Below are 24,706 nucleotides of genomic sequence, written 5' to 3'. Positions count from 1 at the left end.
TCCGTTCCGTTGTTCACGAGTCTTCGGATGCGGCGAGTCGGGCGTTGCGCCGATCCAGCGCCGCTCCCTTGATCGTCGCATATGCGTACATGCCGCCGAAAACGAGCGCGACGACGGCAAGAGCCGGCACGAGGAATGCCCCGAGCGCGACCACCAGTTGGAGCACCCACCCCAACACGATGCCCCAGCGGTAGCGGACGAATCGCCCCGCGGCGATCATCAGCACCGCGACGATCGTGCCTGCCACGATGCCCCACCACGGCTCGACTCCGTCCGGCAGCGCACGCAGACCGTAGATGACCAGCCCGCCGAGGAACGCGACCACCGACTCGAAGGCGAGGACGATGGATGCCAGAGACTCCGCGGCACCCCGGCGACGGCGCGGGCGGGCTGCCTCAGCGGTCACGCCTCCCACCCCGATTTCCAGTCCTCGATCTCCGCGAGCGCGAGGGCCTCTCCGGCGAGCACGACAGAACCCGCGATCACCACCGCACGGCGTGCCGAACCGGCCGCCCACTCCCGAGCGGCCTCTGCCGCTGCGGCGACGTCCGGATGCACCGTGACGCGCGTGCCGGCAGTCTCAGCGAGATCGGCGACCTCTTCTGCGTCGCTGGCGCGATCGGATTGGGGCGCCGTGGCGAACACATGCGTGGCCGCCGGGGCGAGCTCCGCGACGATACCCGCCGCGTCCTTGTCGTCGAGCACGCCGAGCACGACACCCCATTCGTCGAAGTCGAACGACTCCCCCAGCGCCGCGGCGAGGGCGCGTGCCCCGTGCGGATTGTGTGCGGCATCGACGAGCACCGTCGGTTCGATGCCGACCAGCTGGAGGCGCCCGGGCGAGGTGACCTCGCCGAGCCCCTCCGAGACGATGTCCGACGCGATCGGTTGTGTGCCGCCACCCACGAGCGCCTCGACGGCAGCGACCGCCAGGGCGGCGTTCTGCCCTTGATGCGCGCCGTACAACGGCAGATAGACGTCGTCGTACTGTCCCGCGAGTCCGCGCACCGAGATGAGTTGGCCGCCAACAGCGAGGCGTTGCGCCGTGAGCGCGAAGTCTCCACCCTCGAAAGCGAGTGAAGCCTCCTTGGCCGCGGCCGCAGCCTGCAACACGACACCGGCCGCCGGTTGCTGCCGCGCCGAGACGACCGCCGCATCCTTCTTGATGATTCCCGCCTTCACCGCCGCGATGTCGGCGACTGTCTGGCCCAGGCGATCGACGTGATCCACATCGATGGGAGCGAACACCGCGACATCGCCGTCGGCGGTGTTGGTGGAGTCCCAGGCGCCGCCCATCCCCACCTCGAGGACGAGGACGTCGACGGGAGCATCCGCCGCCGCGACGAAGGCGAGGACCGTCAGCAGCTCGAAGAACGTCAGCGGCGCATCGCCCTTGCTCTCCAACTCGGCATCCACGATCCCGACGAAGGGCTCGATCTCGTCCCACGCGTCGGCGATCGCGGCATCGCCGATCGGCTCGCCGTCGATCATGATCCGCTCGGTGAACCGCACCAGATGCGGACTCGTGAACAGCCCCGTGCGCAAGCCGTAGGCACGCAGCAGGCTCTCGATGATGCGGGCCGTCGAGGTCTTGCCGTTCGTCCCCGTCAGGTGCACGACGCGATACGTCCTCTGAGGGTCGTCCAAGAGCTCGAGCAACCGAGCGGTCCGATCCACCCGGGGCTCGACCCAGCGCTCACCCTGACGCGTGAGAAGGTGCGCGTAGACGGCTTCGGCACGACTGCGATCACTCATCGGAGGCTCCCCTCATGCGGCCGACGAGGATACGGACGTCGCCCCTGTTCGCGTAGGTTCCGGCCGGCACGACGGCAGTGTGCTCGATCGCGGCGCCCGGCCTCCATTCGATCAGAAGTTCCTCGAGCTCATCATCCTCGCCCGCGACGAACACGGCATGGGCCAGGGCGAGGGTCTCGCCCGCGACGTCGGCGGTCTCGAACGCCTGCGCGAAGGCTTCGCCGTCCGCGCGGTCCGCGAAGATGACCTCGAGACGGATGCGGTCGCTCACCTCGAACCCTGCCGCCTTGCGCGTGTCTTGGACGGCGCGAATGATGTCACGCGCAAGTCCTTCTGCTTCGAGCGCGGGTGTCGTCGTCGTGTCCAGCAGCACGAAACCGCCGTCTGCGAGCAACGCGAGCGCTTCGCCGTCGGGTCGCCCGGTGGTCTCGAGAACGAGCTCGTACTCCCCCGCCTGCAGCGCGAGGCCGCCCGCGGTCACGACGCCGTCCGACTCGCTCCAGTCGCCGGACTTGGCTGCCTGGATCGCGCGCTGCACCTCGCGTCCGAGCCGCGGGCCGGCTGCGCGTGCATTCACCGAGAGACGGTGGGTGACGCCGAAGTCGGCTGCGGCGCCCTCTTCGAGCTCGACGAGCTCGATCGCCTTGACGTTGAGCTCGTCGCGCAGGATGTCGTCGAATTGCGCGAGGCCCGCGGCATCCGGAACAACCACCGTGAGCAGCGGCAGGGGCAGCCGCACGCGCTTGCCTTCCTTCTTGCGCAGCGCGTTCGCGACGCTCGACACCTCGCGCACCGCGTCCATCGCCCGACGGATGTCGGTCGCGGGAGCGAACGCATCGGCGTCCGGCCAGTCCTGCAGGTGCACGCTACGACCACCGGTGAGTCCCTGCCACACACGTTCGGCGACGAGCGGGATCAACGGGGCAGCGACGCGGGTCAAGGTCTCGAGCACCGTATACAGCGTGTCGAACGCCTCGCGACTGGTCTGATCGTCTGAGACACCGACCCAGAACCTGTCGCGCGACCGACGGATGTACCAGTTGGTGAGGGCCTCACCGAACTCGCGCAGCTTCGCTGCGGCACTCGTCGAGTCGAGCCCTTCGAGGTCGTCGGCGACGCCGCGCACGAGATCAGCCGTGAGCGCGAGGATGTACCGGTCGAGCACGTTGGTCGAGTCGGTGCGCCAGACGGCCTCATACCCGGTACCCCCCGGGCCTCCCGCGGCGTTGGCGTACGTCGCGAAGAAGTACCACGCGTTCCAGAGCGGAAGCAGGAACTCCCGCACGCCGGCGCGGATCCCCTCTTCGGTGACGATGAGGTTGCCGCCTCTGAGGACCGAGGATCCCATCAGGAACCAACGCATCGCATCCGACCCGTCACGATCGAACACTTCGGACACGGCGGGGTAGTTGCCCAGGGATTTCGACATCTTGTACCCGTCGTTGCCGAGCACGATGCCGTGACACGAGACCCCTGTGAAGGCGGGGCGGTCGAAGAGCGCCGTGGAGAGCACGTGCATGACGTAGAACCAGCCCCGCGTCTGACCGATGTACTCCACGATGAAGTCGGCCGGCGCGTGCGTGTCGAACCACTCGCGGTTCTCGAACGGATAATGCACCTGCGCGTACGGCATCGAGCCGGAATCGAACCAGACGTCGAAGACGTCCTCGATCCGCCGCATCGTGCTGCGGCCGGTCGGGTCGTCCGGATTCGGGCGGGTCAGCTCGTCGATGAACGGACGGTGGAGGTCGACTTCGCCGTCGGCGTTTCGCGGCAGGCGCCCGAAATCGCGCTCGATGTCGGCGAGCGAACCGTAGACGTCCACCCGCGGGTACTCGGGGTCGTCGCTCTTCCAGACCGGGATCGGAGATCCCCAATACCGGTTGCGGCTCACCGACCAGTCGCGCGCGCCCTCGAGCCATTTGCCGAACTGCCCGTGCTTGACGTTCTCGGGCACCCAGGTGATCTGCTCGTTGTTCGCGAGCAGGCGGTCCTTGATGTCGGTGACGCGGATGAACCAGCTCGACACCGCTCGATAGATCAGGGGGTTGCGGCAGCGCCAGCAGTGCGGATAGGAGTGCTCGTAACTGGCCTCACGCAACAGACGTCCGTCGGCGCGGAGGAGGCGGATGAGCGGCCGGTTGGCATCCATCCACAGTTCACCCGCCACCTCGGTGACCGCAGGAAGGAAGCGGCCACCGTCGTCAAGGCTCATGATGAGCGGGATGCCGGCGGCTTCGGTGACACGCTGGTCGTCCTCGCCGTAGGCCGGCGCCTGGTGCACGATGCCGGTGCCGTCTCCGGTCGACACGTAGTCGTCGACGAGGATCCGCCATGCCCGTTCGGTGCCATACCTCTCGGCGTCGGCGTAGTGGTCGAACAGGCGGTCGTAGTGCACGTCGGCGAGCTCCGCGCCCATAACCGTGGATTCGATGGCGGCAAGTGCCTCCTCGGCGCCGTCGTAACCGAGGTCCTTGGCGTATCCACCGATGAGTTCGCGCGCCAGCAGGTAGCGGTGGGCGGTCGCCGAGGCGGTGTCATCGCCGTCGGGCACGTCTGCCGCGCCGTTCGGACCGCCCGGCACGACGGCATAGACGATCTCGGGACCGACCGCGAGAGCGAGGTTGGTCGGCAGTGTCCAGGGTGTCGTCGTCCACGCGAGGGCACGGACGCCGGTCAGACCCAGCACCTCGGCCTTCTCCCCGACGAGGGGGAACGTCACGGTGACCGACGGATCCTGGCGCATCTGGTAGACGTCGTCATCCATGCGCAGCTCGTGCGTCGACAGCGGTGTCTCGTCGCGCCAGCAGTAGGGCAACACCCGGTATCCCTCATAGGCCAGCCCCTTGTCATACAGGGTCTGGAATGCCCACAGGACCGACTCCATGTACCCGGTGTCGAGGGTCTTGTACCCGTTCTCGAAGTCCACCCAGCGCGCTTGGCGAGTGACATAGTCCTGCCATTCGCGGGTGTAGGCCAGCACCGACTCGCGCGCCTTCGCGTTGAAGACGTCGATGCCCATGGCCTCGATCTCGCTCTTCTCCGTCAGGCCGAGCTGCTTCATCGCCTCGAGTTCTGCGGGAAGCCCGTGCGTGTCCCATCCGAACACGCGGTCGACCTTCTTGCCCCGCATCGTCTGGAACCGCGGGAAGAGGTCCTTTGCGTAGCCCGTCAAGAGGTGTCCGTAGTGCGGAAGTCCGTTGGCGAACGGCGGACCGTCGTAGAACACCCACTCCGGCGCACCGTCCCGGTTCTCGATCGACGCGCGGAAAGTGTCGTCCTCGCGCCACTGGTCGAGCGTCTCGCGCTCGATCTCCGGAAAGCGCGGGCTCGGCACGACGGGTCCGAACGAGGCACCCGTGTGAGAAGGGCGAGGGTAAGTCATGTCACTCCTGCAGGTATCGATGCATCCTGCAGGGACGACTCCTCTCGAAGCCGCGGTACCACCCCGCGTTGCCGTTGTCGGCCTCTCTCACTGCGGCTGTGACGGGCCTGCCCCGCCCGGGTCTAGTGGGGGCCGAGGCCCTGTTCTTCCGGGAGCTCCCCGGTGATGTCCGGATCGATGCTGCTGCCGCCCAGTGTACCCCCGTGTCGGCCGGGCTGTACCCCGTGTCGGCCGGGCTGCCCGTACGCGGGCGCGGGGTAGCGTCGGTGGCATGATTCGTCGAACCGAGCACCCGGCGCCGCCCCGCCTCTCGGAGCCAGACCTGCCCGACATCCTCTCGGGCGGCGGACGAATCCGTGCCAGAACCGAGCACTTTCAGCGCCGCTTCGATGCGCTCGAGAGCGAGACGGATGCCGACCACGCCGTCATCACCGAGTGCCGCATCGCCGGTGCGGCCACCGACGCGTGGTCCCTCACCGGCGCGACGCTCATCGACGTCGACATCGAGCACCTGCGCGCGACCACGATCACCGCGCGTGAATCGCGATGGCGTCGCGTCCGGATCACCGGTGGCCGCATCGGCACCCTCGACCTCTCGGCGGCGGAACTCGATGAAGTGGAGCTCCGCGGCATCCGCATCGACTACCTCGCGCTCGGCAGGTCACGCGTCGAAGACCTCCTGATCACAGACTGCACCTTCACGACCCTCGATGTCCCCGGTGCCACACTGCGCCGTGCGGCGTTCTCCGACTCCCGCGCCGACGAGCTGGATACGCGGGGGCTGTCCGCCGAAAACGTCGACCTCCGCGGCCTGGAGGTGTTGTCCATCACCGACCCGACGGCGGTTCGCGGTGTCACGATGAGCGAGCGCCAAGTGGACTTCCACGCGCGCGCGTTCGCGACCAGCCTGGGCGTGCACGTCGCGGGCGAACGGTAGAATCGGCCCGCACCCCACACTCAGGCACGCTCACACAGTGCCGCACATACGCACGAGGAGACCCGCCATGGCCGACGCCCGAATCCCCGAGAAGCCCGCCCTCGAAGGTCTCGAAGAAAGGTGGGATGCCGCGTGGCACGACCAGGGCACGTACCTGTTCGACCGCCTGCGTGCCGCCGCGGTCGGCCGCGCCGGGGTCTATTCAGTGGACACGCCCCCGCCGACGGCGTCGGGGTCGCTGCACATCGGTCACGTGTTCAGCTACACGCACACCGACGTCCGCGTGCGGTTCGAGCGCATGCGCGGCAAGACGGTGTTCTACCCGATGGGGTGGGACGACAACGGCTTGCCGACCGAACGGCGCGTGCAGAACTACTACGGCGTGCGGTGCGATCCGTCGCTTCCGTACGACGCCGAATTCGTACCTCCGTTCCAGGGCGACGCCAAGAGCCTCAAGCCCGCCGACCAGGTCGCGATCAGTCGTCGCAACTTCATCGAGCTGTGCGAGAGTCTGACGCTCGAAGATGAGAAGCACTTCGAGTCACTCTTCCGTCAGCTCGGACTCAGCGTCGATTGGACGCAGACCTACCGCACCATCTCCGACGACACCATGCGCACGAGCCAGTCGGCGTTCCTGCGCAACCTCGAACGCGGTGAGGCCTACCAGGCACTCGCGCCGACCCTGTGGGACATCGACTTCCGTTCGGCGATCGCTCAGGCCGAACTCGAAGACCGGGACCAGCCGGCGGCGTACCACCGCGTGGCGTTCCACAAGACCGATGGCACCGGCGACGTGCACATCGAGACGACGCGTCCCGAGCTGCTGCCGGCCTGCGTCGCCCTCGTCGCCCACCCCGGCGACGAGCGTTACCAGCCCCTGTTCGGCACGACGGTGCGCACGCCCCTGTTCGACGTCGAGGTCCCCGTTCTCGCACATCCACTCGCTCAGCCTGACAAGGGGTCCGGCATCGCGATGATCTGCACCTTCGGCGATGTCACCGACGTCGTGTGGTGGCGGGAACTCGACCTCCCCAACCGCACGATTCTCGGTCAGGACGGCCGAGTCATCGCCGAAGCACCGGACGTGATCGTCACGGAATCCGCGAAATCGGCGTATGCCGAGCTCGCCGGCAAGACGGTGTTCAGCGCGAAGAAGGCCGTCGTCGAGCTGCTCCGTGCCTCCGGCGAGCTCGAGGGCGATCCCAAGCCCTTCACGCACGCCGTGAAGTTCTTCGAGAAGGGCGATCGCCCGCTCGAGATCGTGTCGACCCGCCAGTGGTACGTGCGAAACGGCGCGCGCGACGAAGTACTGCGCGAGCGCCTCATCGCGCTCGGCCAGGAGATGAACTGGCACCCCGACTTCATGCGGGTGCGGTACGAGAACTGGGTCGGCGGGCTCACGGGCGACTGGCTCGTCTCGCGACAGCGCTTCTTCGGCGTTCCGATCCCGGTGTGGTACCCACTCGACGAGAACGGTGAGCGGATCTACGATCGCGTCATCACGCCGGATCTCTCCGCCCTCCCCGTCGATCCGACGACGGACGTCCCGCCGGGGTACACGGCCGACCAGCGCGGCGTGCCCGGCGGTTTCGAGGGTGAGCGCGACATCTTCGACACGTGGGCGACGTCGTCGCTGACCCCGCAGCTCGCCGGCGGCTGGCAGCGTGACGACGAGCTGTGGAATCTGGTCGCCCCGTTCGATCTGCGACCGCAAGGCCAGGACATCATCCGTACCTGGCTCTTCTCGACGATGCTGCGCAGCGCTCTCGAGGACGATCGCGCGCCGTGGACCGACGCCGCGATTTCGGGCTTCATCGTCGATCCCGATCGCAAGAAGATGTCGAAGTCGAAGGGGAACGTCGTCACCCCCGCCGACATCCTCGACGCTCACGGCACCGATGCGGTGCGCTACTGGTCCGCATCGAGCCGACTCGGAGCGGATGCCGCGTTCGATCCGCAGAACCCGACCCAGGTGAAGATCGGACGCCGGCTCGCCATCAAGCTTCTCAATGCTTCGAAGTTCGTGCTGTCGTTCCCCGTTCCCGAGGGCGCGACCATCACGCACGCGCTCGACGCATCGATGCTGACCACGCTCGACGGCGTGGTGCGCGACGCGACCGCCGCGTTCGAGCGCTACGACCACGCACGCGCCCTCGAGCTCACCGAGTCGTTCTTCTGGGCGTTCTGCGACGACTATCTCGAGCTCGTGAAGGAACGCGCGTACAACCGCGCCGACGTCGGACAGGCCTCGGCCGCACTCGCGCTTCGCACCGCGCTGTCGACGATGCTGCGTCTGTTCGCACCGGTGCTGTCGTTCGCCTCCGAAGAGGCATGGTCCTGGTTCAACGACGGTTCCGTGCATACCGCCGAATGGCCGACGCCTCTCGGAATCGAAGGCGATGCCGCGGTCCTGTCGACTGTGAGTGCCGCGCTCATCGGCATCCGCCGCGCGAAGACCGAGGCGAAGGCTTCGCAGAAGACGCCCGTGCAGCGGCTGACGATCGCGGCGGATGCCGCATCCGTCGCCGCCATCCGACTCGCCGAGGGTGACCTCAAGGCAGTCGGACGCATCGCGGAGATCACCTTCGCGGATGCGGCAGAGCTCTCGGTGACCGGTGTCGAACTCGCGCCGGCTGAGGAGGCATGATGCAACTCGGAACACGATGGACCTCGGGAGACGAGCCGCCGCGGGCCGTGCCGGAGGCGTTGGCCCGTGGCATCCGATCAGTGGATCAGGCGATCCCGACGGATGATCTCGGTCAACCACGCCCGCGATGGACACTCACGTGGTTGGAGGGACGCCCGATCGCCGAACTCGACACCGGTGTGGTCGTCACTCTCGGCGCGGACGGCGAACCGCAGGTCGGCCGCGCGCCCGACGACGAGTTCGCCTGAGCGGTCCCCCTCACTCCTGCGGTTCGGTGTGCTGTGAGGCCTGCAGCATGAGGCGCGCCGCGATCGCGGTGGCGACCAGAGTCACGACCGCCGCGATCGCATAGGGCAGCCGCAGATCGGCGCGCGCCACGAACCCACCCAACAGCGTCGCGAAGGGGAACAGACCCCACGTCACGGTCCGGATGATCCCGAGCACGCGTCCGAAGAGCGCGCCGGGGACGATCGCCTGGCGAAGCGCACCCCAGGGCACGTTCCACATCGATATGGCACACGCCATCAGCGCGTAGGCCAACATGCCGGTGATGAGTTCGGGCGCGAGCCAGACACCGATGAGCGACACCCCGGCAAGAACCGTGCCGGTCAGCATGATCGCGCCCCTTCCGAACCGTGCCACCAGTGGTGCGGCGATGAGCGATCCGGTGAGCGCCCCAAGGCCGATCACCGCGGTCACCACGCCGATGGCGGCGGGGACGACCCCCAGCTCGTCGAGGAAGTACAGAAACGTCGGGGCTTGAGCGAACGCGAACGCGCTGCCCAGCACCGATGTGTACAGGACCATCGCGCGCAGAAAGCGGTGCCGCCACAGGTAGGCGGCCGCTTCACGAGCGGACGAGCCTCCAGGCGGCCGCGGCGCTCCGGCGACGGTTGCCGCGACCAACGGTTCTCCGGATGCCGCCGCGGTCGCCGCATCCGGTGCGGTCGGCCGCGCACCGACCGCCGGGTGAGCGCGTGCGGGGGCAGGCTCACGCAGGGGTCGGGCAGCGACCACGGGCAGGAGCAGAGCAAGAGCGATGGGGATGACATACCCCCCTGCACCCACCCACAGCGGCAACGCGAGCGAGACGGCGAACAGGACTCCCGCGATGGGCGTCGCGATGAAGCTGTCGATCGTGATCTGCGCGGCCTGCATGAATCCGTTGGCGCGATCGAGCGAGCGACGTTCGACCAGCGTCGGGATGATGGCATTCGTGGCGTTGTCGAACAACGTCTCGCCGACCCCGAACACGAGCACCGCACCCAGCAACCACCAGATATCGAGGGAACCGGCGACGGTGAGAACGGCGAGCAGCAGCGCGGTCCCTCCCCGCAGCGTGTTGGCGAGCGCCATGATCCACCGTCGGTCGAAGCGGTCGACGATGATGCCCGCAGGAATCCCGAAGACCAGCCACGGCACGAACGCAAGTGCACCGATCGCGGCGATCGCCAATGGGTCACGCGTGAGCGTCGTGGCAATGAGCGGCACCGCGGTGCGCCCCAGACCGTCAGCGAGGTTGCTGAAGGCTGCCGCGGTCCACAACTTGCCGAAGTCGCGCGACAGGGGCGTGTCGGCCCGCATCCGCGAAGCGGCGACGTTCGTCATCGCGGGAGGAGCCCGAGGCCACCGGATGCGGTGGCGAAAGCCCGATCATCGGCGTGCGCGGTCAACGTCGACGGGACCAGCCGACGTTCGACGCGTCGCCGCGCGGAGCGCGACACGGTGCGTTCCAACGCCGAGGCAACACGGAGAAGGCTCCGTTCGAACGGTGTGATCGTGATGCTGACGCCGGTCATGACGGATCTCCGAGGTCGGGTAGCGGGAAGACATCGGCGCGAATGCTGACACGCCGCACATCATCGCCCTGCTGATGGCGGTAGGTATCGACGGTCTCGTCCACAAGGGCCTGGATCTTGAGCGTGAGATCACGTGCCTGCTCCGGCGTGAGAGATGTCGTTGCCGTGGAGATGAGTGACGAGTCGCGCCACGACTCTTCGATTCGATCGAGACCGTGTCCGACGAACGCGAGCAACTGGTCGTTGCGATTGCGGAGGAACTCGCTCATGACCACTTGCGAGGCCGCGCGCCCCGCCGGGGAGGTGATCGTCTCGGGGCTACCGAACGACACACCTCCGTCCGGCCGCTCCCACCACCGCTCCCGTCCGGTGCCTTTGTCGGGAACCTCGCGGATCAGGTCGTGTTTCGCCAGCGCCCTGAGGTGGTAGCTGGTCGAGCCGCTCGACTCCCCCAATCGCTCCGCCAGAGAGCTCGCGGTCTGGGGGCCGTACGTGCTGAGGATGTCGTACATCCGCACCCGGAGAGGATGCGCCAGCGCTCGCAGCGCACCGCTGTCGAGCACCCGATCGCGGCTGTGGCGCGCCTCGACGCGGGCGGCGAGATCGTTCTGTTCGTCATCCATGCCACGACCGTAGCAATGCAAATGTTTCTTTGCAAGCGTACCTTTGCAAATGCTTCTTTGCGCCTCGGGTGGTGTCCGCTTAGGGTGAGGAGATGGCATCCGAGAACCCACTCCTCACTACGTCGACGCCGCCCTTCGGCATCCCGGATTACGCGGCGATCCGCGCCGAGCACTACCTGCCCGCGTTCGACCAGGCGTTCGACGAGCATCTGGCCGAGATCGCGGCCATCACCCGCGTACCCTCGGCAGCGACCTTCGAGAACACGATGATCCCCCTCGAAAAGAGCGGCAAGCTGCTCGGCGATGTCGCGCGTGCGTTCTTCACCGTTGCCGGGGCGGACTCGACGGACGAGATCCAGGAGCTCGAACAGGTGCTTGCGCCCCGGCTCTCCGCACACCAGGACGCGATCCAGCTCGACAGCGACCTCTACGCGCGGATCAAGCACGTCTACGACGAGCTCGATGCGCTCGACCTCGATCCGGAGCAGCGCTACCTCGTCGAACGCCACTACTTCGAGATGACCCGCGCCGGAGCGGGTCTCGACGACGCTCAGAAGGCCGAGCTGACGGCGATCAACCAGCGGATCTCCACCCTCATGGCGGCGTTCGAGAAGAACCTCCTGAACGACACCAACGACCACGCCGTCGTATTCGATGCCGCGGAGGAACTGAGCGGACTCTCCGCCGGCGAACTCTCCGCGGCAGCGCAAGCAGCGACCGACCGCGGGCTCGACGGCAAGTGGATCGTCACACTCACCCTTTTCACCGGGCATCCGTACCTCTCCTCGCTCACCGACCGCGAATCGCGTCGTCGCATCTTGGAAGCGTCCCGCTCGCGCGGCCGGCGCGGCAACGAGCACGACAACGCCATGACCCTGCGCGAGCTCGTGCGACTGCGTGCCCGGCGTGCGGCGTTGCTCGGCTTCGCCTCACACGCCGCATACACGACGGCGGATGAGACCGCCCGGTCGGCAGAAGCCGTCGAATCCCGACTGCGCAAACTCGCGCCTGCCGCCGCCCGCAACGCGCGACGCGAGCAGGCTGCCCTCCAGCGGATCATCGACGACGGCGACGCCCCGTTCACCCTTGAGGCCCACGACTGGGCCTTCTACACCGAGAAGCTGCGACAGGCCGAGTACGACATCGACACCGCGGCCCTTCGCCCGTGGTTCGAAGCCGAACGCGTGCTTCAGGACGGCGTGTTCCGCGCCGCGACCGATCTGTACGGCATCACGTTCGAGGAGCGGCCCGACATCCGGGGATACCACCCCGACGTCCGCGCATTCGAAGTGCGCAACGCCGACCGTTCGGTGCTGGGCGTGTACCTGCTCGACCTGTACACCCGCGACACCAAACGCGGCGGCGCCTGGATGAACTCCCTCGTCGAACAATCGCGGCTTCGCGGCACCCAGCCCGTCGTCGTCAACAATCTGAACGTCTCCAAGCCCGCCACAGGAACCCCCACCCTCCTCACCCTCGACGAGGTCACCACCCTCTTCCACGAGTTCGGGCACGCCCTGCACGGCCTGTTCGCGACCGTCTCCTACCCGCACTTCGCGGGGACGAACGTCTGCCGAGACTTCGTCGAGTTCCCCAGCCAGGTGAACGAGATGTGGATCTATTGGCCCGAGATCCTGGCGTCGTACGCGCGGCACATCGATACCGACGAACCGCTGCCCGGCGATCTTGTCGAGCGCCTGCGTGCGTCCGGGACGTTCAACGAGGGCTTCAGCACGAGCGAGTACCTCGCTGCGGCCTGGATCGATCAGGCCTGGCACGTGCTCTCGCCGACCGAAGCTGCCGAAGAGATGGACATCGACGAGTTCGAGGCGCGAGCCCTGGCCGACATCGGGCTCGACAACCCCGTCGTCCCGCCCCGCTACTCGTCGCCGTACTTCGCTCACATCTTCGCCGGTGGGTACAGCGCGGGCTACTACTCGTACATCTGGAGCGAGGTCCTCGACGCCGACACGGTCGAGTGGTTCCGCGAGAACGGTGGACTCACGCGAGCCAACGGGGATCGGTTCCGCGAGAAGCTGCTCGGCGTCGGCGGATCGAAGGACCCGCTTGAGGCGTACCGCGACTTCCGTGGACGGGATGCCGACATCCGCCCGCTGCTCGAGCGCCGCGGCCTCACGGACTGACCCGCGTCCCGCGCCGCACCGCTCGGCTCATCTGCTGAGCGTCGGCTCATCTGCCGGACCGACAGGCGGCAGATGAGCCGACGGGATGTGCGGCTCCCGCGAAGTGCGCAGAGCGACACTAGTGCGACGTCGAGACGCCCGGGCGCCCGCGACCACGGATGCCGGTTTCGCGGCTGCCGGATCCCGGATGCCGGGTTCCGGGCTGCGGGATGCCGGGTTGTCGGGTTGTCGGCTGCCGGATGCCGCACTCTTTGGGTCGGCCGAGCTCTCGGATGCCGGATTCCCTGGGGTCGGCCGGACTCGTCAAGCCGCGGAACCGTGCTGGCCCAACCGCTGTGGGGACTGCCCCGGCGAATCCAACCGTGGCGCGCCTGGGAGGGAGTCATCCAGCGGCAGTGGAGTCGGGCCCGGCTCCTAGAGCCGAAACGGCACCCGGTTGGGACTCACCCCGTCGCGGCGGCTTCGGACTTGGGCCGAGCGTCAGGCGCTCTTGCGCTTCTCGCGCAGGACCAGTGTCGGTGCGGCACCGTCCACGACGGCGCCCCGGGTCACGATCACCTTGTCGACGTCATCGGTCGACGGGATCTCGAACATGATCGGGCCCAGCACCTCCTCGAGAATCGCTCGCAACCCGCGCGCACCCGTCTTTCGGGCGACCGCCATGTCGGCGATCGCCTCGAGCGCCTCTGTATCGAACTCAAGGTGCACATCGTCGATCTCGAACATGCGCTGGTACTGCTTGACCAACGCGTTCTTCGGCTCGGTCAGAATCTCCATGAGCGCGGGGCGGTCCAGCGGGGACACCGATGCCACGACCGGGAGCCGGCCGATGAACTCGGGGATCAGGCCGAACTTGTGGAGGTCTTCAGGCCGGACTTCGCTGAACAGCGTGTGGTCGTCATCTTTGTCATGTAGGGGCGCACCGAACCCGACGCCGTGCTTGCCGACACGCGACGAGATGATCTCCTCAAGCCCCGCGAACGCGCCGGCGACGATGAACAGGACGTTCGTCGTGTCGATCTGGATGAACTCCTGGTGGGGGTGCTTGCGCCCACCCTGCGGCGGCACCGAGGCAACGGTACCCTCGAGGATCTTCAGCAACGCTTGCTGCACACCCTCTCCCGATACGTCGCGGGTGATCGACGGATTCTCGGCCTTGCGCGCGATCTTGTCGACTTCATCGATGTAGATGATGCCGGTCTCGGCACGCTTCGTGTCGAAATCCGCGGCCTGCAGGAGCTTCAGCAGGATGTTCTCGACGTCCTCGCCGACGTAGCCGGCTTCGGTGAGAGCCGTGGCATCCGCGACAGCGAACGGGACGTTCAGACGCTTGGCGAGCGTCTGAGCCAGATAGGTCTTTCCACATCCGGTCGGTCCGAGAAGCAGGATGTTGCTCTTGGCGATCTCGACCTCGTCGGCGCGCTGTTCGGCCGACTGAATCGTGCCGCGGGCGCGCACACGCTTGTAGTGGTTGTACACCGCGACCGAAAGGGCCCGCTTGGCGTCTTCTTGCCCGACGACGTACTCCTCGAGGAATCCGAAGATCTCACGCGGTTTCGGCAGATCGAACTCGGTGACGGCCTCGGACGAGGACTCGGCCATGCGCTCTTCGATGATCTCGTTGCACAGTTCGACGCACTCGTCGCAGATGTAGACGCCGGGTCCCGCGATCAACTGCTGGACCTGCTTCTGACTCTTTCCGCAGAAGGAGCACTTGAACAAGTCGGCGCTCTCACCGATACGTGCCATCGGGCTCCTCCTCGCTGGATCGGGTCTCCGGCTCTGAACCGAGCCTAACCGCTGGCGCCGACATGAGGTCGCATTGCGACACGCCCTCTGCGCGAAAGGCGGATGCCCCGCTGATCGGTGGTGTCGATCGGCGGGGCATCCGGCATCCGTCGCGCGTTCAGGAAGTGATCGCGGCCTGTCCACGCTTGCGCGTCGTCAACACCTGGTCGACGATGCCGTACTCAAGCGATTCCTGCGCCGAGAGGATCTTGTCGCGATCGATGTCCTTGTTGACCTTGGCGACGTCCTGACCGGTGTGCCGGGCCATGGTCTCCTCGAGCCACGTGCGCATGCGCATGATCTCGGCCGCCTGGATCTCGATGTCGGAGGCCTGTCCGTGACCGGCCTCGCCCATGGCGGGCTGGTGCATCAGAATGCGGGCGTTGGGCAACGCGAGGCGCTTGCCGGGAGCACCGGCGGCGAGCAGCACCGAGGCCGCCGATGCCGCCTGCCCGAGAACGACGGTCTGGATCTGCGGCGACACGTACTGCATCGTGTCGTAGATCGCCGTCATGGCCGTGAAGGATCCACCGGGCGAGTTGATGTACATGATGATGTCGCGGTCGGGATCCTGCGACTCAAGCACGAGAAGCTGCGCCATGACGTCGTCGGCGGAGGCGTCGTCGACCTGCACGCCGAGGAAGATCACGCGATCCTCGAACAGCTTGTTGTACGGGTCCTGGCGCTTGTAGCCGTAGGCGGTGCGCTCCTCGAACTGCGGGAGGATGTAGCGGCTGCCGGGCATCTGCAGGCCCTGCGGGGCGGATGCGCCGAAGGTCGGAGTGTGCATTCGGATTCTCTCTCTTTCGCCGTCAGCCTGGTCAGTTCGCGGTTCCGCCGCCACCGACGACGTCTGCGGCGGATTCGCGGATGTGGTCGACGAAGCCGTATTCGAGGGCCTCCTCGGCCGAGAACCAGCGGTCGCGGTCGCCGTCGGCGTTGATCTGCTCGACCGACTTTCCGGTCTGCGATGCGGTGATCTCAGCGAGACGCTTCTTCATGTCGAGGATCAGCTGAGCCTGGGTCTGGATGTCGCTCGCAGTGCCACCGAAGCCACCGTGGGGCTGGTGGAGCAGGACGCGGGCGTTCGGGGTGATGTAGCGCTTGCCCTTCGTGCCGGCGGTGAGCAGGAGCTGACCCATCGACGCGGCCATCCCGATCCCGACCGTGACGATGTCGTTCGGCACGAACTGCATGGTGTCGTAGATCGCCATACCTGCGGTGATGGAACCACCGGGCGAGTTGATGTAGAGGTAGATGTCTTTCTGCGAATCTTCCGCAGCCAGCAGCAGGATCTTCGCGCAGATCTCGTTGGCGTTCTCGTCACGCACCTCCGACCCCAGCCAGATGATGCGGTCCTTCAGCAGCCTGTCGAAGACGCTTGTCGCGACAAGTGGTTCGGCCATGTGACTCTCCTGTTTCCGTCGTCGTCGCACTCGAATCTACCGGCGCAGCAGCGGCGACCCGCCCGTGTTCGCCCTGGGCAGATCACGGGGCGGATCATCCGATCACGAGCCCACGGTGTCGGGGCGGAAGACGACGAAGGGGCGGATGCCGACGGCACCCGCCCCTTCGTGTTGCGCTGTCGCGATCAGGCCTTGTCAGCCTCGGCTTCGTCGGCCGCGGCGTCCACGATCTCCTCAGCTTCTTCGACGACCTCTTCTTCGGCAGCGGCCTCTTCCTCAGCGGTGATGAAGCCGGTGAGGTCGACGGGCTTGCCGTCGGTGTCGACGACCGTGACCTTGCCGAGCGCAACACCGAGTGCCTTGTTGCGTGCGACTTCGCCGACCATCGCGGGCAACTGGTTGCCCTGCTGCAGCGCCTCGACGAACTCCTGCGGAGCCATGCCGTACTGCGCTGCCGACTGGATGAGGTACTGGGTCAGTTCGTCTTGCGACACCTGGACCTCGAAGGTCTCGGCGATCTTGTCGAGCACCATCTGCGTCTTGAACTGCTTCTCGCTGGCCTCGGCGACCTCGGCGCGGTGCGTGTCGTCCTCGAGGCGACCCTCACCCTCGAGGTGGTTGTGCACCTCGTCTTCGATGAGCTGAGCGGGAACCGGGATGTCCAGCGTCTCGATCAACGTCTCGATCAGCTTGTCACGCGCTGCAGAGGCCTGCGTGAAGGCGCCCTGCTGTCCGACGCGCTCCGAGAGGCTGTCGCGCAGTTCGGCGATGGTGTCGAACTCGCTCGCCATCTGTGCGAAGTCGTCGTCTGCCTCGGGGAGCTCGCGCTCCTTGACGGCTTTCACGGTCACGGCGACCTCAGCCTCTTCGCCGGCGTGGTCGCCGCCGACGAGCTTCGAGCGGAACGTCGTGTCCTCACCGGCGGTGAGCGAGTCGACGGCCTCGTCGATGCCTTCGAGGAGTTCGCCCGACCCAACCTCATAAGACACGCCCTCGGCGCGGTCGATCTCGTTGCCGTCGATCGTCGCGACGAGGTCGAGCTCGACGAAGTCACCCTTCGCCGCGGGACGGTCGACCGTGATGAGCGTGCCGAAGCGGGCTCGCAGACCGTTGAGCTCTTCGTCGATGGCGTTCTCGTCGAGCTCGACGCTCTCGACCTCGAGGGTGATGCCGTCGAGCTCGGGCAGGTCGAAGTCCGGGCGGACGTCGACCTCGACGGTCACCTGGAGGTCGCCCGAGAAGTCCTTCTCGTTGGGCCACTCGACGACCTCTGCGCTCGGGCGGCCGAGAACACGGATCTCGTTGGCCTCGACGGCCTGGCGGTAGAACCCGTCGAGCCCTTCGCTGACGGCGTGCTCGAGCACCGCGAGACGGCCGATGCGCTGGTCGATGATCGGCGCGGGCACCTTGCCCTTGCGGAAGCCGGGGATCTGCACGTCCTGTGCGATGTGCTCGTACGCGTGCGTGATGCTCGGCTTGAGGTCATCGGGCGTGACCGTGATGTTGAGCTTGACCCGTGTCGGGCTGAGCTTCTCGACGGTGCTGTTCACCATGCCTGTTCGTTCTCCTTCGTCGGCCCGCGCGCGAACGCGGGGTGAAGTTCTGGGGTTCGTGGGGCCGTTCGTCGGGGCGACAGGATTTGAACCTGCGACCTCCCGCTCCCAAAGCGGGCGCTCTACCAAGCTGAGCTACGCCCCGGGCAGGTCGCACGCGGACGCGCGGACACGAAACGGCCCCCAGAAGTCTAGCCGACGTGGATGCGCGATACCCGCCCCCCGTTCAGGCAGGCCGTTTCCGCTGGCTGCGCCTTCGAGGGGCCGGTCCCTCCGAAGCAGACATCCGCCCCTCCTCATCACGCGAGTTGCCCGGTGAGGCGGGGTCACGAGTGCCGCGTGTCACGAGTGCGACGGTCGGTGGCATAGACTGTCGGATGCCGCGGCTCGCCGCTGCGGGGATGTAGCTCAATGGTAGAGCCTCAGTCTTCCAAACTGATGGTGCGGGTTCGATTCCCGTCATCCCCTCCACATACGCCTTCCACGGGGCTGGTTCCGCGCACTACTTGCCCAACCCTGAGGGTCTGCGAAGGCTTCCCTCGCTCGCCGCTGAGCTGCCGTACGTAGCCTCATGTCCACCGCAGCAATGCGGTACGAACTTGGGGGCAATGATGGGAACGAAGACAATCATCACGGCGGTCATCGCCGGAGGAATGGCGTTCGGAGTCGCTTCGCCGGCGTCGGCAGCAGAAGCGTGCACCGTTGAACGCGTGCTCGTCAGTCCGGCCATCGAAGCGGTCGAACCCCGGTTCGGGGACGCGCCACTGCTGTTCCCGGCGACAGAGGCGTGGACCGAACGCGTGCTGGTCTCGCCCGCAGCAGAGGAGGTGCGCCGCATCGTGCACCACGAGGCGGTGTACGACGAGCGACTCGTCATCGATCGCCCGTACGTGCCGGCGACTCCAGCGGTAGATGAGGTGACCCGGATCGTTCGCCACCCCGCGACGACGCAGACGATCAGTCATGCAGCGGTGACGCAGGTCGTGCACCACCCCGCAACCACACGCACGATTCACCACCCGGCGACGACACGCACGATTCACCACGAAGCCGTGACCACCACCGAGCACACCCGCTTCGCCTGGGTCGGCGGACCCTCCGGACCCGCGGCGGGCAACACGCCCACCACCAGCCCCTCGGACTGGAACGCGAACGGAAAGAAATACGACGGCTCCGCCGTAGGCGTCGTGCACAAGGGCAACGGTCGTGCGTCGTACTTCTTCTGGACCGCTCAGGATCTCGTCGTCACGCCCGCGTGGGATGAAACGGTCGTCGTGACCGAAGCATGGGATGAAACCGTCGTCGTGACCGAAGCATGGGATGAGACCGTCGTCGTGACCGAAGCATGGGATGAAACGGTCGTCGTGACCGAAGCATGGGATGAAACGGTCGTCGTGACCGAAGCATGGGATGAGACGATCGTGGTCGTCGAAGGCCGACCGGCTCTGCCGGCGCAGCCCGAGATCTCACATGTCGAACGCGTCCTCGTCACACCGGCGTGGGAAGAAATCATCGTCGTGGCACCGGCACAAGAGGCCGAGTTCGCAGAGACGATCCATCCGAGTCAGCCGGCTGTGTACGGCGATCCGGTGCTCCTGTCGGAGGCTGTTCCCGCCTCACCCGCCGTCTATGCGGACGTCGAGACGTGCACGGAGGTTGTCGTTCCACTCGAGCTGCCGCTGACCGACGGGTCCGAGAGCGTCACTTCCTCGGGGACGACGACAGCTGCCTCGACCCTCCCCACTGCGACGTCAGCCTCCGCACCGACCGAGGCCCCACAAGAGCTAGCCCTGACGGGCGGTGGGGTGCCCGTGGCTGTGCCGATCGCTGCCGGCACTCTGATCGTCGGCGGTGCGGCGGCAATGCTGCTGCGCCGCCGTGAGCGCACGGGTTCCTGACGACGTCATCTCCCCGACGGCGCGGCGTGCCTCGCCGTGCTGATCGCGGCGGTCAGGCTTCGTCGGCGGCGAGGTGTTCCTCGGTGTGCACCAAGTACGCCTCTGCATTGCGGCGGATGCCGTCGCGTTCTTCGGCGGTCAGTTCGCGTCGCACCTTGGCCGGCACGCCCGCGACGAGGGAACCGGGCGGCACGATGGTCCCGCTCAGCACGACGGCTCCCGCGGCGACGAGGGAGCCCGCGCCGATCACGGCGCCCGACATGACGGTGGCTCCCATGCCGATGAGTGCGTCATCCTCGACGGTGCATCCGTGGACGACGGCGTTATGGCCGACCGAGACGTTGCGTCCGAGGATCACCGGCGACCCGGCATCGACGTGGACCGAAACGTTGTCCTGCAGGTTGCTGGCCGCACCGATGGTGATCGTGTCGCCATCGGCACGCAGAACGGCGTTGTACCAGACGCTCGATCGTTCCTCGAGAACGACCGCGCCGATCACCCGGGCACCGGCCGCGACGAAAGCGGACGGATCGATGACGGGGGCGTGACCTCCCACGGACAGAACGGATGCGGCATCGCTGACGGTCATGGATCGACCCTACCGAGTGCCGATTCGATGGCGTTGGCGTACCAGGGCGCCAACGTGTCGGCAAAGGTGACGGTCAGGTGGTCCTGGTCGCGATAGATGTTCGCTCCCCCGACGACCGCCCGGCATTCCTCCGGGCCGCAGAACACATCGGTGAAGTCGAGCAGGGTGACTCCTTCGAGACCGGATGCGGCCGCGCGCAACGGATCGTCCTCCACCAGGACCGCCGATCGCGGCTCGTCGCAGGATGCGGCATCCCGTGTGCGCAGACACTTGTTCGGATCGGTCTCCCACACGGGGTTGTCGACAACGGTGATGACCGGGACCCCCTGGTCGAGCATCTCGCCCCATGCCGCGCGGTAGCCGGCGACGGCGGCATCGTAGGAGGAGTCGTAGCCCTGCGCCGAGTACGGCGTCGTGGCGATCGCGGCGGTGAAGACGGCATCGAGATCGGCCTCACCCATCGCTTCGCGCACGCCGTCCCGCCATTCGGTACACGCGGCGCCGAACGCGCCGGGCGTCGACAGCGGCGTCGTGTTCCACGCGCACGCTCCCTTGAACCACGTCGTGAGGTGCCATCCCCGTTCGAGGGCGAGGCGCTGGAACGTCGGCAGGAGCTGATACGCGTGGCTGTCGCCGACGAGCGCGACGCGCGGCGCATCGGCGGCATCCGATCCGAACTCGCACGAGACCGGCCGTGCGTCGTTGAGCTGGACGAAGCACTCGGCGTCGTCCGGCCGGTCGACACCGGCGAAGCCCGGAGTGGGAAGGATGGTGTCCCCGAAATCGGACGCGGTGCAGGCCTCGTCGAGAACCGTCGCCGCGCCGAAGCACTCGGGCGGATCTTCCCGGAGCTGTTCGATCGCCTGCACTCCGGCGTTGTAGGCCGGCGCGTTGGCCGCCCACCCGGCGCCGGCGACACCGCCGACGACCAGCATCGCAGCCAGCGACGACCACAGCGTGACGCGTGCGGGCCGGGAGGTGAGCACCTTCCATCCTCGCGCCGGGTCCTCCACGAACCGCTTCGTGAGCCATGCGAGCACGAAGCAGAGCGCGAGCAGCGCGACGCGGTGATAGATCGTGAGGCCCCAGAAGGGCACCGACGGCGCGATGACGATGAGCGGCCAATGCCACAGGTACAGCGAGTAAGAGATGTCGCCGATGAAGCGTGCGGGGCGAATGGCGAGTAGGCGTGTCGGGTACCACCAGCGCTCGGTGCTGGATGCCGCGATGACCGCCGCGGCGCCGAGCGTCGGCAGTGCAGCCATGTAGCCGGGGAACGGGGTCTGCCCGTCGAACGTGAACGCAACGTACAGCAACACGGCGATACCCGCCCAGCCGACGACGAAGCTCGCCGCGGCATGGCGGATGCGCAGCAGGGGGATCAGCGCGAGCATCGCTCCGACGCCGAACTGCCACATTCTGCCGAAGGTGACGAAGTAAGCCGGTGCGGGTTCGGTGATGGTGAAGACGACGCAGAACACGAACGATGCGGCGCTGACGATCGCGAGGGTCCAGATGATCGCCCGGCGACGACCGCCACGGAACCGGGTCGCCCCGATCCATGCCGCCAGGAGCATGAGCAGCGGCCACACCACGTAGAACTGCTCTTCCAGAGACAGTGACCAGTAGTGCTGGACCGTCGTCGGGTCGCCGGCGTGGTTGAGGTAGTCGGCGGAGGTGAATGCCAGGAACCAGTTCTCGACATAGAACGTCGAGGCGAGGATCTCCTGCATCTCACCCGGTAGAGCGGATGTCGGTGTCAGGTAGGGCGTGGCGGCGACGATCGCGCAGAACAACAGCACCAGGAGGGATGCCGGGAGCAGCCGGCGGGCACGTCGCGCCCAGAACTGGCCGAGCTTGACGGTGCCGGTCGCCGTCATCTCCCGCATGAGGTGTGCGGTGATCAAGAACCCTGAGATGACGAAGAACACGTCGACGCCGACGTATCCCCCCGGAAGCCGCGCCGGCCAGAAGTGGTACAGCACGACGAACAACACGGCGATCGCCCGCAGACCTTGGACGTGGGGAAGGAAACGTGACGGTTCGGCGTGCTCGGGCGAGCGGTCCGGGGGTTCGCGGGTCACCGTGTGTGCGGGTGCACCGAGGTTCTGGGGACCGAGATCGTGGTCTGCGGAGGGCACCCCTGAACGTTAGCCGCAACCGTGCCGCAGTCCGTGCCGACCGGCCGCGATTAGTGGAGCCTTTGCTTGCTTGCGGAATGCGTGCAGCTGAGTAGCGTTACATCCATCGGGGCGCAGCGTGTGATCCACGCAGAGGGCGCCCGAGACACGGAGGGACAGAAAATGACCAAGACCACCACCCCCGCCACCATCGCCGACCCGACCGTCGCCGCAGGCACCGCGCAGTTCCTCACGCCCGTCGTTCTGGGCCTTCAGGCCCTCGCCGTCAACGGCAAGCAGGCCCACTGGAACGTGCGGGGATCCAACTTCATCGCGATCCACGAGTTGCTCGACACGCTTGTGACGAACGCGCAGAACGGCGCAGATGAGGCCGCCGAGCGGATCGTCGCCCTCGGTCTGCCGATCGACGCCCGAGTCTCGACGATCGCCGCGAAGACGTCGACGGCGGTCCCTGCCGGATTCACCCCCTGGGAGACGCTGATCCGCGACGTGATCGCCGACATGGACGCCGTGATCGCCGACACGCAGGCCGCGATCGACGGTCTCGACGAGGTCGACCTCACCAGCCAGGACATCGCCATCGCCATCAAGGCCGCGCTCGAGAAGGACCGCTGGTTTCTGTTCGCACACCTCGCTGAGTGATCGCATAGCTCACGAAGACGCCTGAAGGGGGCCGGGAACATCGCGTTCCCGGGCCCCTTCGCTGTTCCCCTAGGGTGTATCGCGGGAGGACTCGGATGCCGCAGGAACAGCCACTGCCCTCGCCGGGAGTACGCACGCTTGCCGTGTTGGCCGTTCCTGCAATCGCCATCGGCATCCTGTCGGCCCTCGTGCTGTGGGCGATGGATCGCACGGCAGAAGCGCTACAGCACGTCTTGTGGGATGCGATGCCGACTGCCCTCGGCATCCCCACCGACAGCCCCTGGCTCACGATCGCGATCCTCACCGCGACCGGCACAGCGGTAGGACTGGTCGTCCGATACGTGCCCGGCCACGCGGGAAGCGACTCGGCCACGACCGAACTCGACGCACCGCCTGCCCCGCTCAAGGCCGTACCGAGCATCGTGCTCGCTGTGGTCTTGAGCCTTGCCGGGGGCGTCAGCCTCGGTCCCGAGAATCCCATCATCGCGATCAACTGCGCACTCGTCGTCGCCCTGTGCGCACGATTCATCCGCGCGATTCCGCCGCGGATCTCGATCTTGCTGGCGACGTCCGCGACGATCGGGGCCCTTTTCGGCACGCCCGTCGCGGCCGCCCTCGTCCTCACCGGAACACTCGCCGCGGTGCGCGGAGGCGGCTCGCTCTGGGACAAGCTCTTTCTCCCGATCGCCGCAGCTTCCGCCGGTGCTCTCACGATGCATGTCTTGGGCGCCCCCAGCTTCACATTCGACGTCCCCGCGTATGACGGACCGACACCCATCGACCTGCTGACCGGCACTCTGATCGCAGCCGTCTCGGCGGGCCTCGGCATTCTCGCGGCGTTCGTCTTTCCGCTTCTTCACCGCGCGTTCCACTCCCTGCGCAGCCCCGTTCTCTACACTGCGCTCGGCGGGTTGGTGCTCGGCATCCTCGGCGCCATCGGAGGCCCGCTGACGCTGTTCAAGGGACTCGAGCAGACCCGTGAGATCGTCGAGAATCCCGGCGATTACACCGCTTCACAACTACTGTTCTTCTCGCTCGTGAAGGTCGTCGCCCTGCTCGTCGCTGCCAGTGCGGGCTTTCGCGGTGGCCGGATCTTCCCCGCCGTCTTCGTGGGAGTCGCTCTCGGCCTGAGCGCGCACGCTCTCTTTCCGGAGATTCCCCTCGGGCTGGCGATCGCGTGCGGCGGTATGGGCATCGTGCTCGTGGCCACACGCGACGGATGGATCGCGCTGTTCCTCGGGATCGCGCTCACGGGCGACCTCGGACTCCTGCCCATCTTGTGCGTCATCATTCTGCCGACATGGCTGATCGTCACGAAGGCGCCGCCGCTTGAAGTGGTCGAGAAGACGAAACCGAAGCCCACGCCGAGCGAACCCGCCACCTGACCGCGGCGCGCTCA

The 24,706-nt window shown here is 67.0% G+C and carries 19 protein-coding genes and 2 tRNA genes; 8 read left to right on the top strand and 13 right to left on the bottom strand.

Annotation, left to right across the window (positions count from 1 at the left end):
• Nucleotides 1-13: 13 nt before the first annotated feature.
• From ACFQZV_RS08960 to ileS, 3 genes are read right to left on the bottom strand one after another with little or no spacing between them, the layout of a single operon-like run.
• On the bottom strand, nt 14-406 hold the full coding sequence (locus ACFQZV_RS08960) for a DUF4233 domain-containing protein (RefSeq protein ID WP_378752701.1): 393 nt from the start codon (nt 404-406) through the stop codon (nt 14-16).
• Nucleotides 403-1,755 (bottom strand): bifunctional folylpolyglutamate synthase/dihydrofolate synthase, encoded by a 1,353-nt coding sequence (locus tag ACFQZV_RS08955; RefSeq protein ID WP_378752702.1) that lies wholly within the window; start codon nt 1,753-1,755, stop codon nt 403-405. The genes ACFQZV_RS08960 and ACFQZV_RS08955 overlap by 4 nt, the downstream gene beginning before the upstream one ends.
• On the bottom strand, nt 1,748-5,140 hold the full coding sequence (ileS, locus tag ACFQZV_RS08950; protein WP_378752703.1) for an isoleucine--tRNA ligase: 3,393 nt from the start codon (nt 5,138-5,140) through the stop codon (nt 1,748-1,750). The genes ACFQZV_RS08955 and ileS overlap by 8 nt, the downstream gene beginning before the upstream one ends.
• A gap of 271 nt (nt 5,141-5,411) precedes the next feature.
• On the opposite strand from ileS, the gene ACFQZV_RS08945 reads away from it, so the two are divergent.
• From ACFQZV_RS08945 to ACFQZV_RS08935, 3 genes are all read left to right on the top strand, one after another.
• Nucleotides 5,412-6,077, top strand: a complete 666-nt coding sequence (locus tag ACFQZV_RS08945; protein WP_378752704.1) for a pentapeptide repeat-containing protein — start codon at nt 5,412-5,414, stop codon at nt 6,075-6,077.
• Between the two features lie 67 nt (nt 6,078-6,144).
• Nucleotides 6,145-8,724: a valine--tRNA ligase gene (gene valS, locus ACFQZV_RS08940; RefSeq protein WP_378752706.1), complete on the top strand. Its 2,580-nt coding sequence runs from the start codon at nt 6,145-6,147 to the stop codon at nt 8,722-8,724.
• Nucleotides 8,724-8,972, top strand: coding sequence for a hypothetical protein (locus ACFQZV_RS08935; RefSeq protein ID WP_378752708.1), 249 nt, complete (start codon nt 8,724-8,726; stop codon nt 8,970-8,972). The genes valS and ACFQZV_RS08935 overlap by 1 nt, the downstream gene beginning before the upstream one ends.
• A gap of 10 nt (nt 8,973-8,982) precedes the next feature.
• On the opposite strand, the gene ACFQZV_RS08930 is transcribed toward ACFQZV_RS08935, so the two are convergent.
• Genes ACFQZV_RS08930 through ACFQZV_RS08920 form a run of 3 tightly spaced genes read right to left on the bottom strand, consistent with a single transcriptional unit; the run spans nt 8,983 to nt 11,146 of the window.
• Nucleotides 8,983-10,332 (bottom strand): MFS transporter, encoded by a 1,350-nt coding sequence (locus ACFQZV_RS08930; protein ID WP_378752710.1) that lies wholly within the window; start codon nt 10,330-10,332, stop codon nt 8,983-8,985.
• Nucleotides 10,329-10,523, bottom strand: coding sequence for a hypothetical protein (locus ACFQZV_RS08925; RefSeq protein ID WP_378752712.1), 195 nt, complete (start codon nt 10,521-10,523; stop codon nt 10,329-10,331). Before ACFQZV_RS08925 ends, ACFQZV_RS08930 begins: the two co-directional genes overlap by 4 nt.
• The gene (locus ACFQZV_RS08920) at nt 10,520-11,146 is read right to left on the bottom strand and encodes an ArsR/SmtB family transcription factor (protein ID WP_378752714.1); all 627 of its coding nucleotides are present in this window, start codon (nt 11,144-11,146) and stop codon (nt 10,520-10,522) included. Before ACFQZV_RS08920 ends, ACFQZV_RS08925 begins: the two co-directional genes overlap by 4 nt.
• A gap of 92 nt (nt 11,147-11,238) precedes the next feature.
• Between ACFQZV_RS08920 and ACFQZV_RS08915 the strand changes: the two genes are divergently transcribed.
• Nucleotides 11,239-13,290 carry a M3 family metallopeptidase gene (locus ACFQZV_RS08915; RefSeq protein ID WP_378752716.1) on the top strand — a complete coding sequence of 684 codons (2,052 nt, stop codon included), beginning with the start codon at nt 11,239-11,241 and terminating at the stop codon, nt 13,288-13,290.
• Between the two features lie 480 nt (nt 13,291-13,770).
• On the opposite strand, the gene clpX is transcribed toward ACFQZV_RS08915, so the two are convergent.
• The 5 genes from clpX to ACFQZV_RS08890 all read right to left on the bottom strand — a co-directional run bounded on the left by clpX (nt 13,771) and on the right by ACFQZV_RS08890 (nt 18,182).
• Nucleotides 13,771-15,039 (bottom strand): ATP-dependent Clp protease ATP-binding subunit ClpX, encoded by a 1,269-nt coding sequence (gene clpX, locus ACFQZV_RS08910; RefSeq protein ID WP_378752718.1) that lies wholly within the window; start codon nt 15,037-15,039, stop codon nt 13,771-13,773.
• Between the two features lie 157 nt (nt 15,040-15,196).
• Nucleotides 15,197-15,868 carry an ATP-dependent Clp protease proteolytic subunit gene (locus tag ACFQZV_RS08905; protein WP_378752720.1) on the bottom strand — a complete coding sequence of 224 codons (672 nt, stop codon included), beginning with the start codon at nt 15,866-15,868 and terminating at the stop codon, nt 15,197-15,199.
• A 31-nt stretch (nt 15,869-15,899) separates the two neighbouring features.
• The gene (locus tag ACFQZV_RS08900) at nt 15,900-16,484 is read right to left on the bottom strand and encodes an ATP-dependent Clp protease proteolytic subunit (RefSeq protein WP_378752722.1); all 585 of its coding nucleotides are present in this window, start codon (nt 16,482-16,484) and stop codon (nt 15,900-15,902) included.
• Between the two features lie 185 nt (nt 16,485-16,669).
• Complete coding sequence (tig, locus tag ACFQZV_RS08895; RefSeq protein WP_378752724.1) at nt 16,670-18,037, bottom strand: trigger factor; 1,368 nt, start codon at nt 18,035-18,037, stop codon at nt 16,670-16,672.
• 71 nt (nt 18,038-18,108) lie between these two features.
• A tRNA-Pro gene (locus ACFQZV_RS08890) sits at nt 18,109-18,182 on the bottom strand.
• A 252-nt stretch (nt 18,183-18,434) separates the two neighbouring features.
• On the opposite strand from ACFQZV_RS08890, the gene ACFQZV_RS08885 reads away from it, so the two are divergent.
• A tRNA-Gly gene (locus ACFQZV_RS08885) sits at nt 18,435-18,508 on the top strand.
• A gap of 140 nt (nt 18,509-18,648) precedes the next feature.
• Nucleotides 18,649-19,935: a hypothetical protein gene (locus ACFQZV_RS08880; RefSeq protein WP_378752726.1), complete on the top strand. Its 1,287-nt coding sequence runs from the start codon at nt 18,649-18,651 to the stop codon at nt 19,933-19,935.
• Nucleotides 19,936-19,987: 52 nt separating this feature from the next.
• Here the strand turns inward: ACFQZV_RS08880 and ACFQZV_RS08875 are convergent, their stop codons facing one another.
• Nucleotides 19,988-20,524, bottom strand: a complete 537-nt coding sequence (locus ACFQZV_RS08875; protein WP_378752728.1) for a gamma carbonic anhydrase family protein — start codon at nt 20,522-20,524, stop codon at nt 19,988-19,990.
• Nucleotides 20,521-22,665 carry an acyltransferase family protein gene (locus ACFQZV_RS08870; protein WP_378752730.1) on the bottom strand — a complete coding sequence of 715 codons (2,145 nt, stop codon included), beginning with the start codon at nt 22,663-22,665 and terminating at the stop codon, nt 20,521-20,523. Before ACFQZV_RS08870 ends, ACFQZV_RS08875 begins: the two co-directional genes overlap by 4 nt.
• A 162-nt stretch (nt 22,666-22,827) precedes the next feature.
• Here ACFQZV_RS08870 and ACFQZV_RS08865 point away from each other — a divergent pair, with 162 nt between their 5' ends.
• Together ACFQZV_RS08865 and ACFQZV_RS08860 are read left to right on the top strand one after the other, a co-directional pair.
• Nucleotides 22,828-23,307 carry a Dps family protein gene (locus ACFQZV_RS08865; RefSeq protein ID WP_378752732.1) on the top strand — a complete coding sequence of 160 codons (480 nt, stop codon included), beginning with the start codon at nt 22,828-22,830 and terminating at the stop codon, nt 23,305-23,307.
• A gap of 95 nt (nt 23,308-23,402) precedes the next feature.
• A complete protein-coding gene (locus ACFQZV_RS08860) occupies nt 23,403-24,692 on the top strand; it encodes an ion channel protein (protein WP_378752734.1) in 1,290 nt (429 codons plus the stop codon).
• The last annotated feature ends 14 nt before the right edge of the window (nt 24,693-24,706 follow it).

Origin of the sequence: Microbacterium koreense (genome assembly GCF_042677105.1) — a bacterium.
GTDB lineage: Bacteria > Actinomycetota > Actinomycetes > Actinomycetales > Microbacteriaceae > Microbacterium > Microbacterium koreense.
This window is presented reverse-complemented; position numbering and strand designations above follow the sequence as displayed.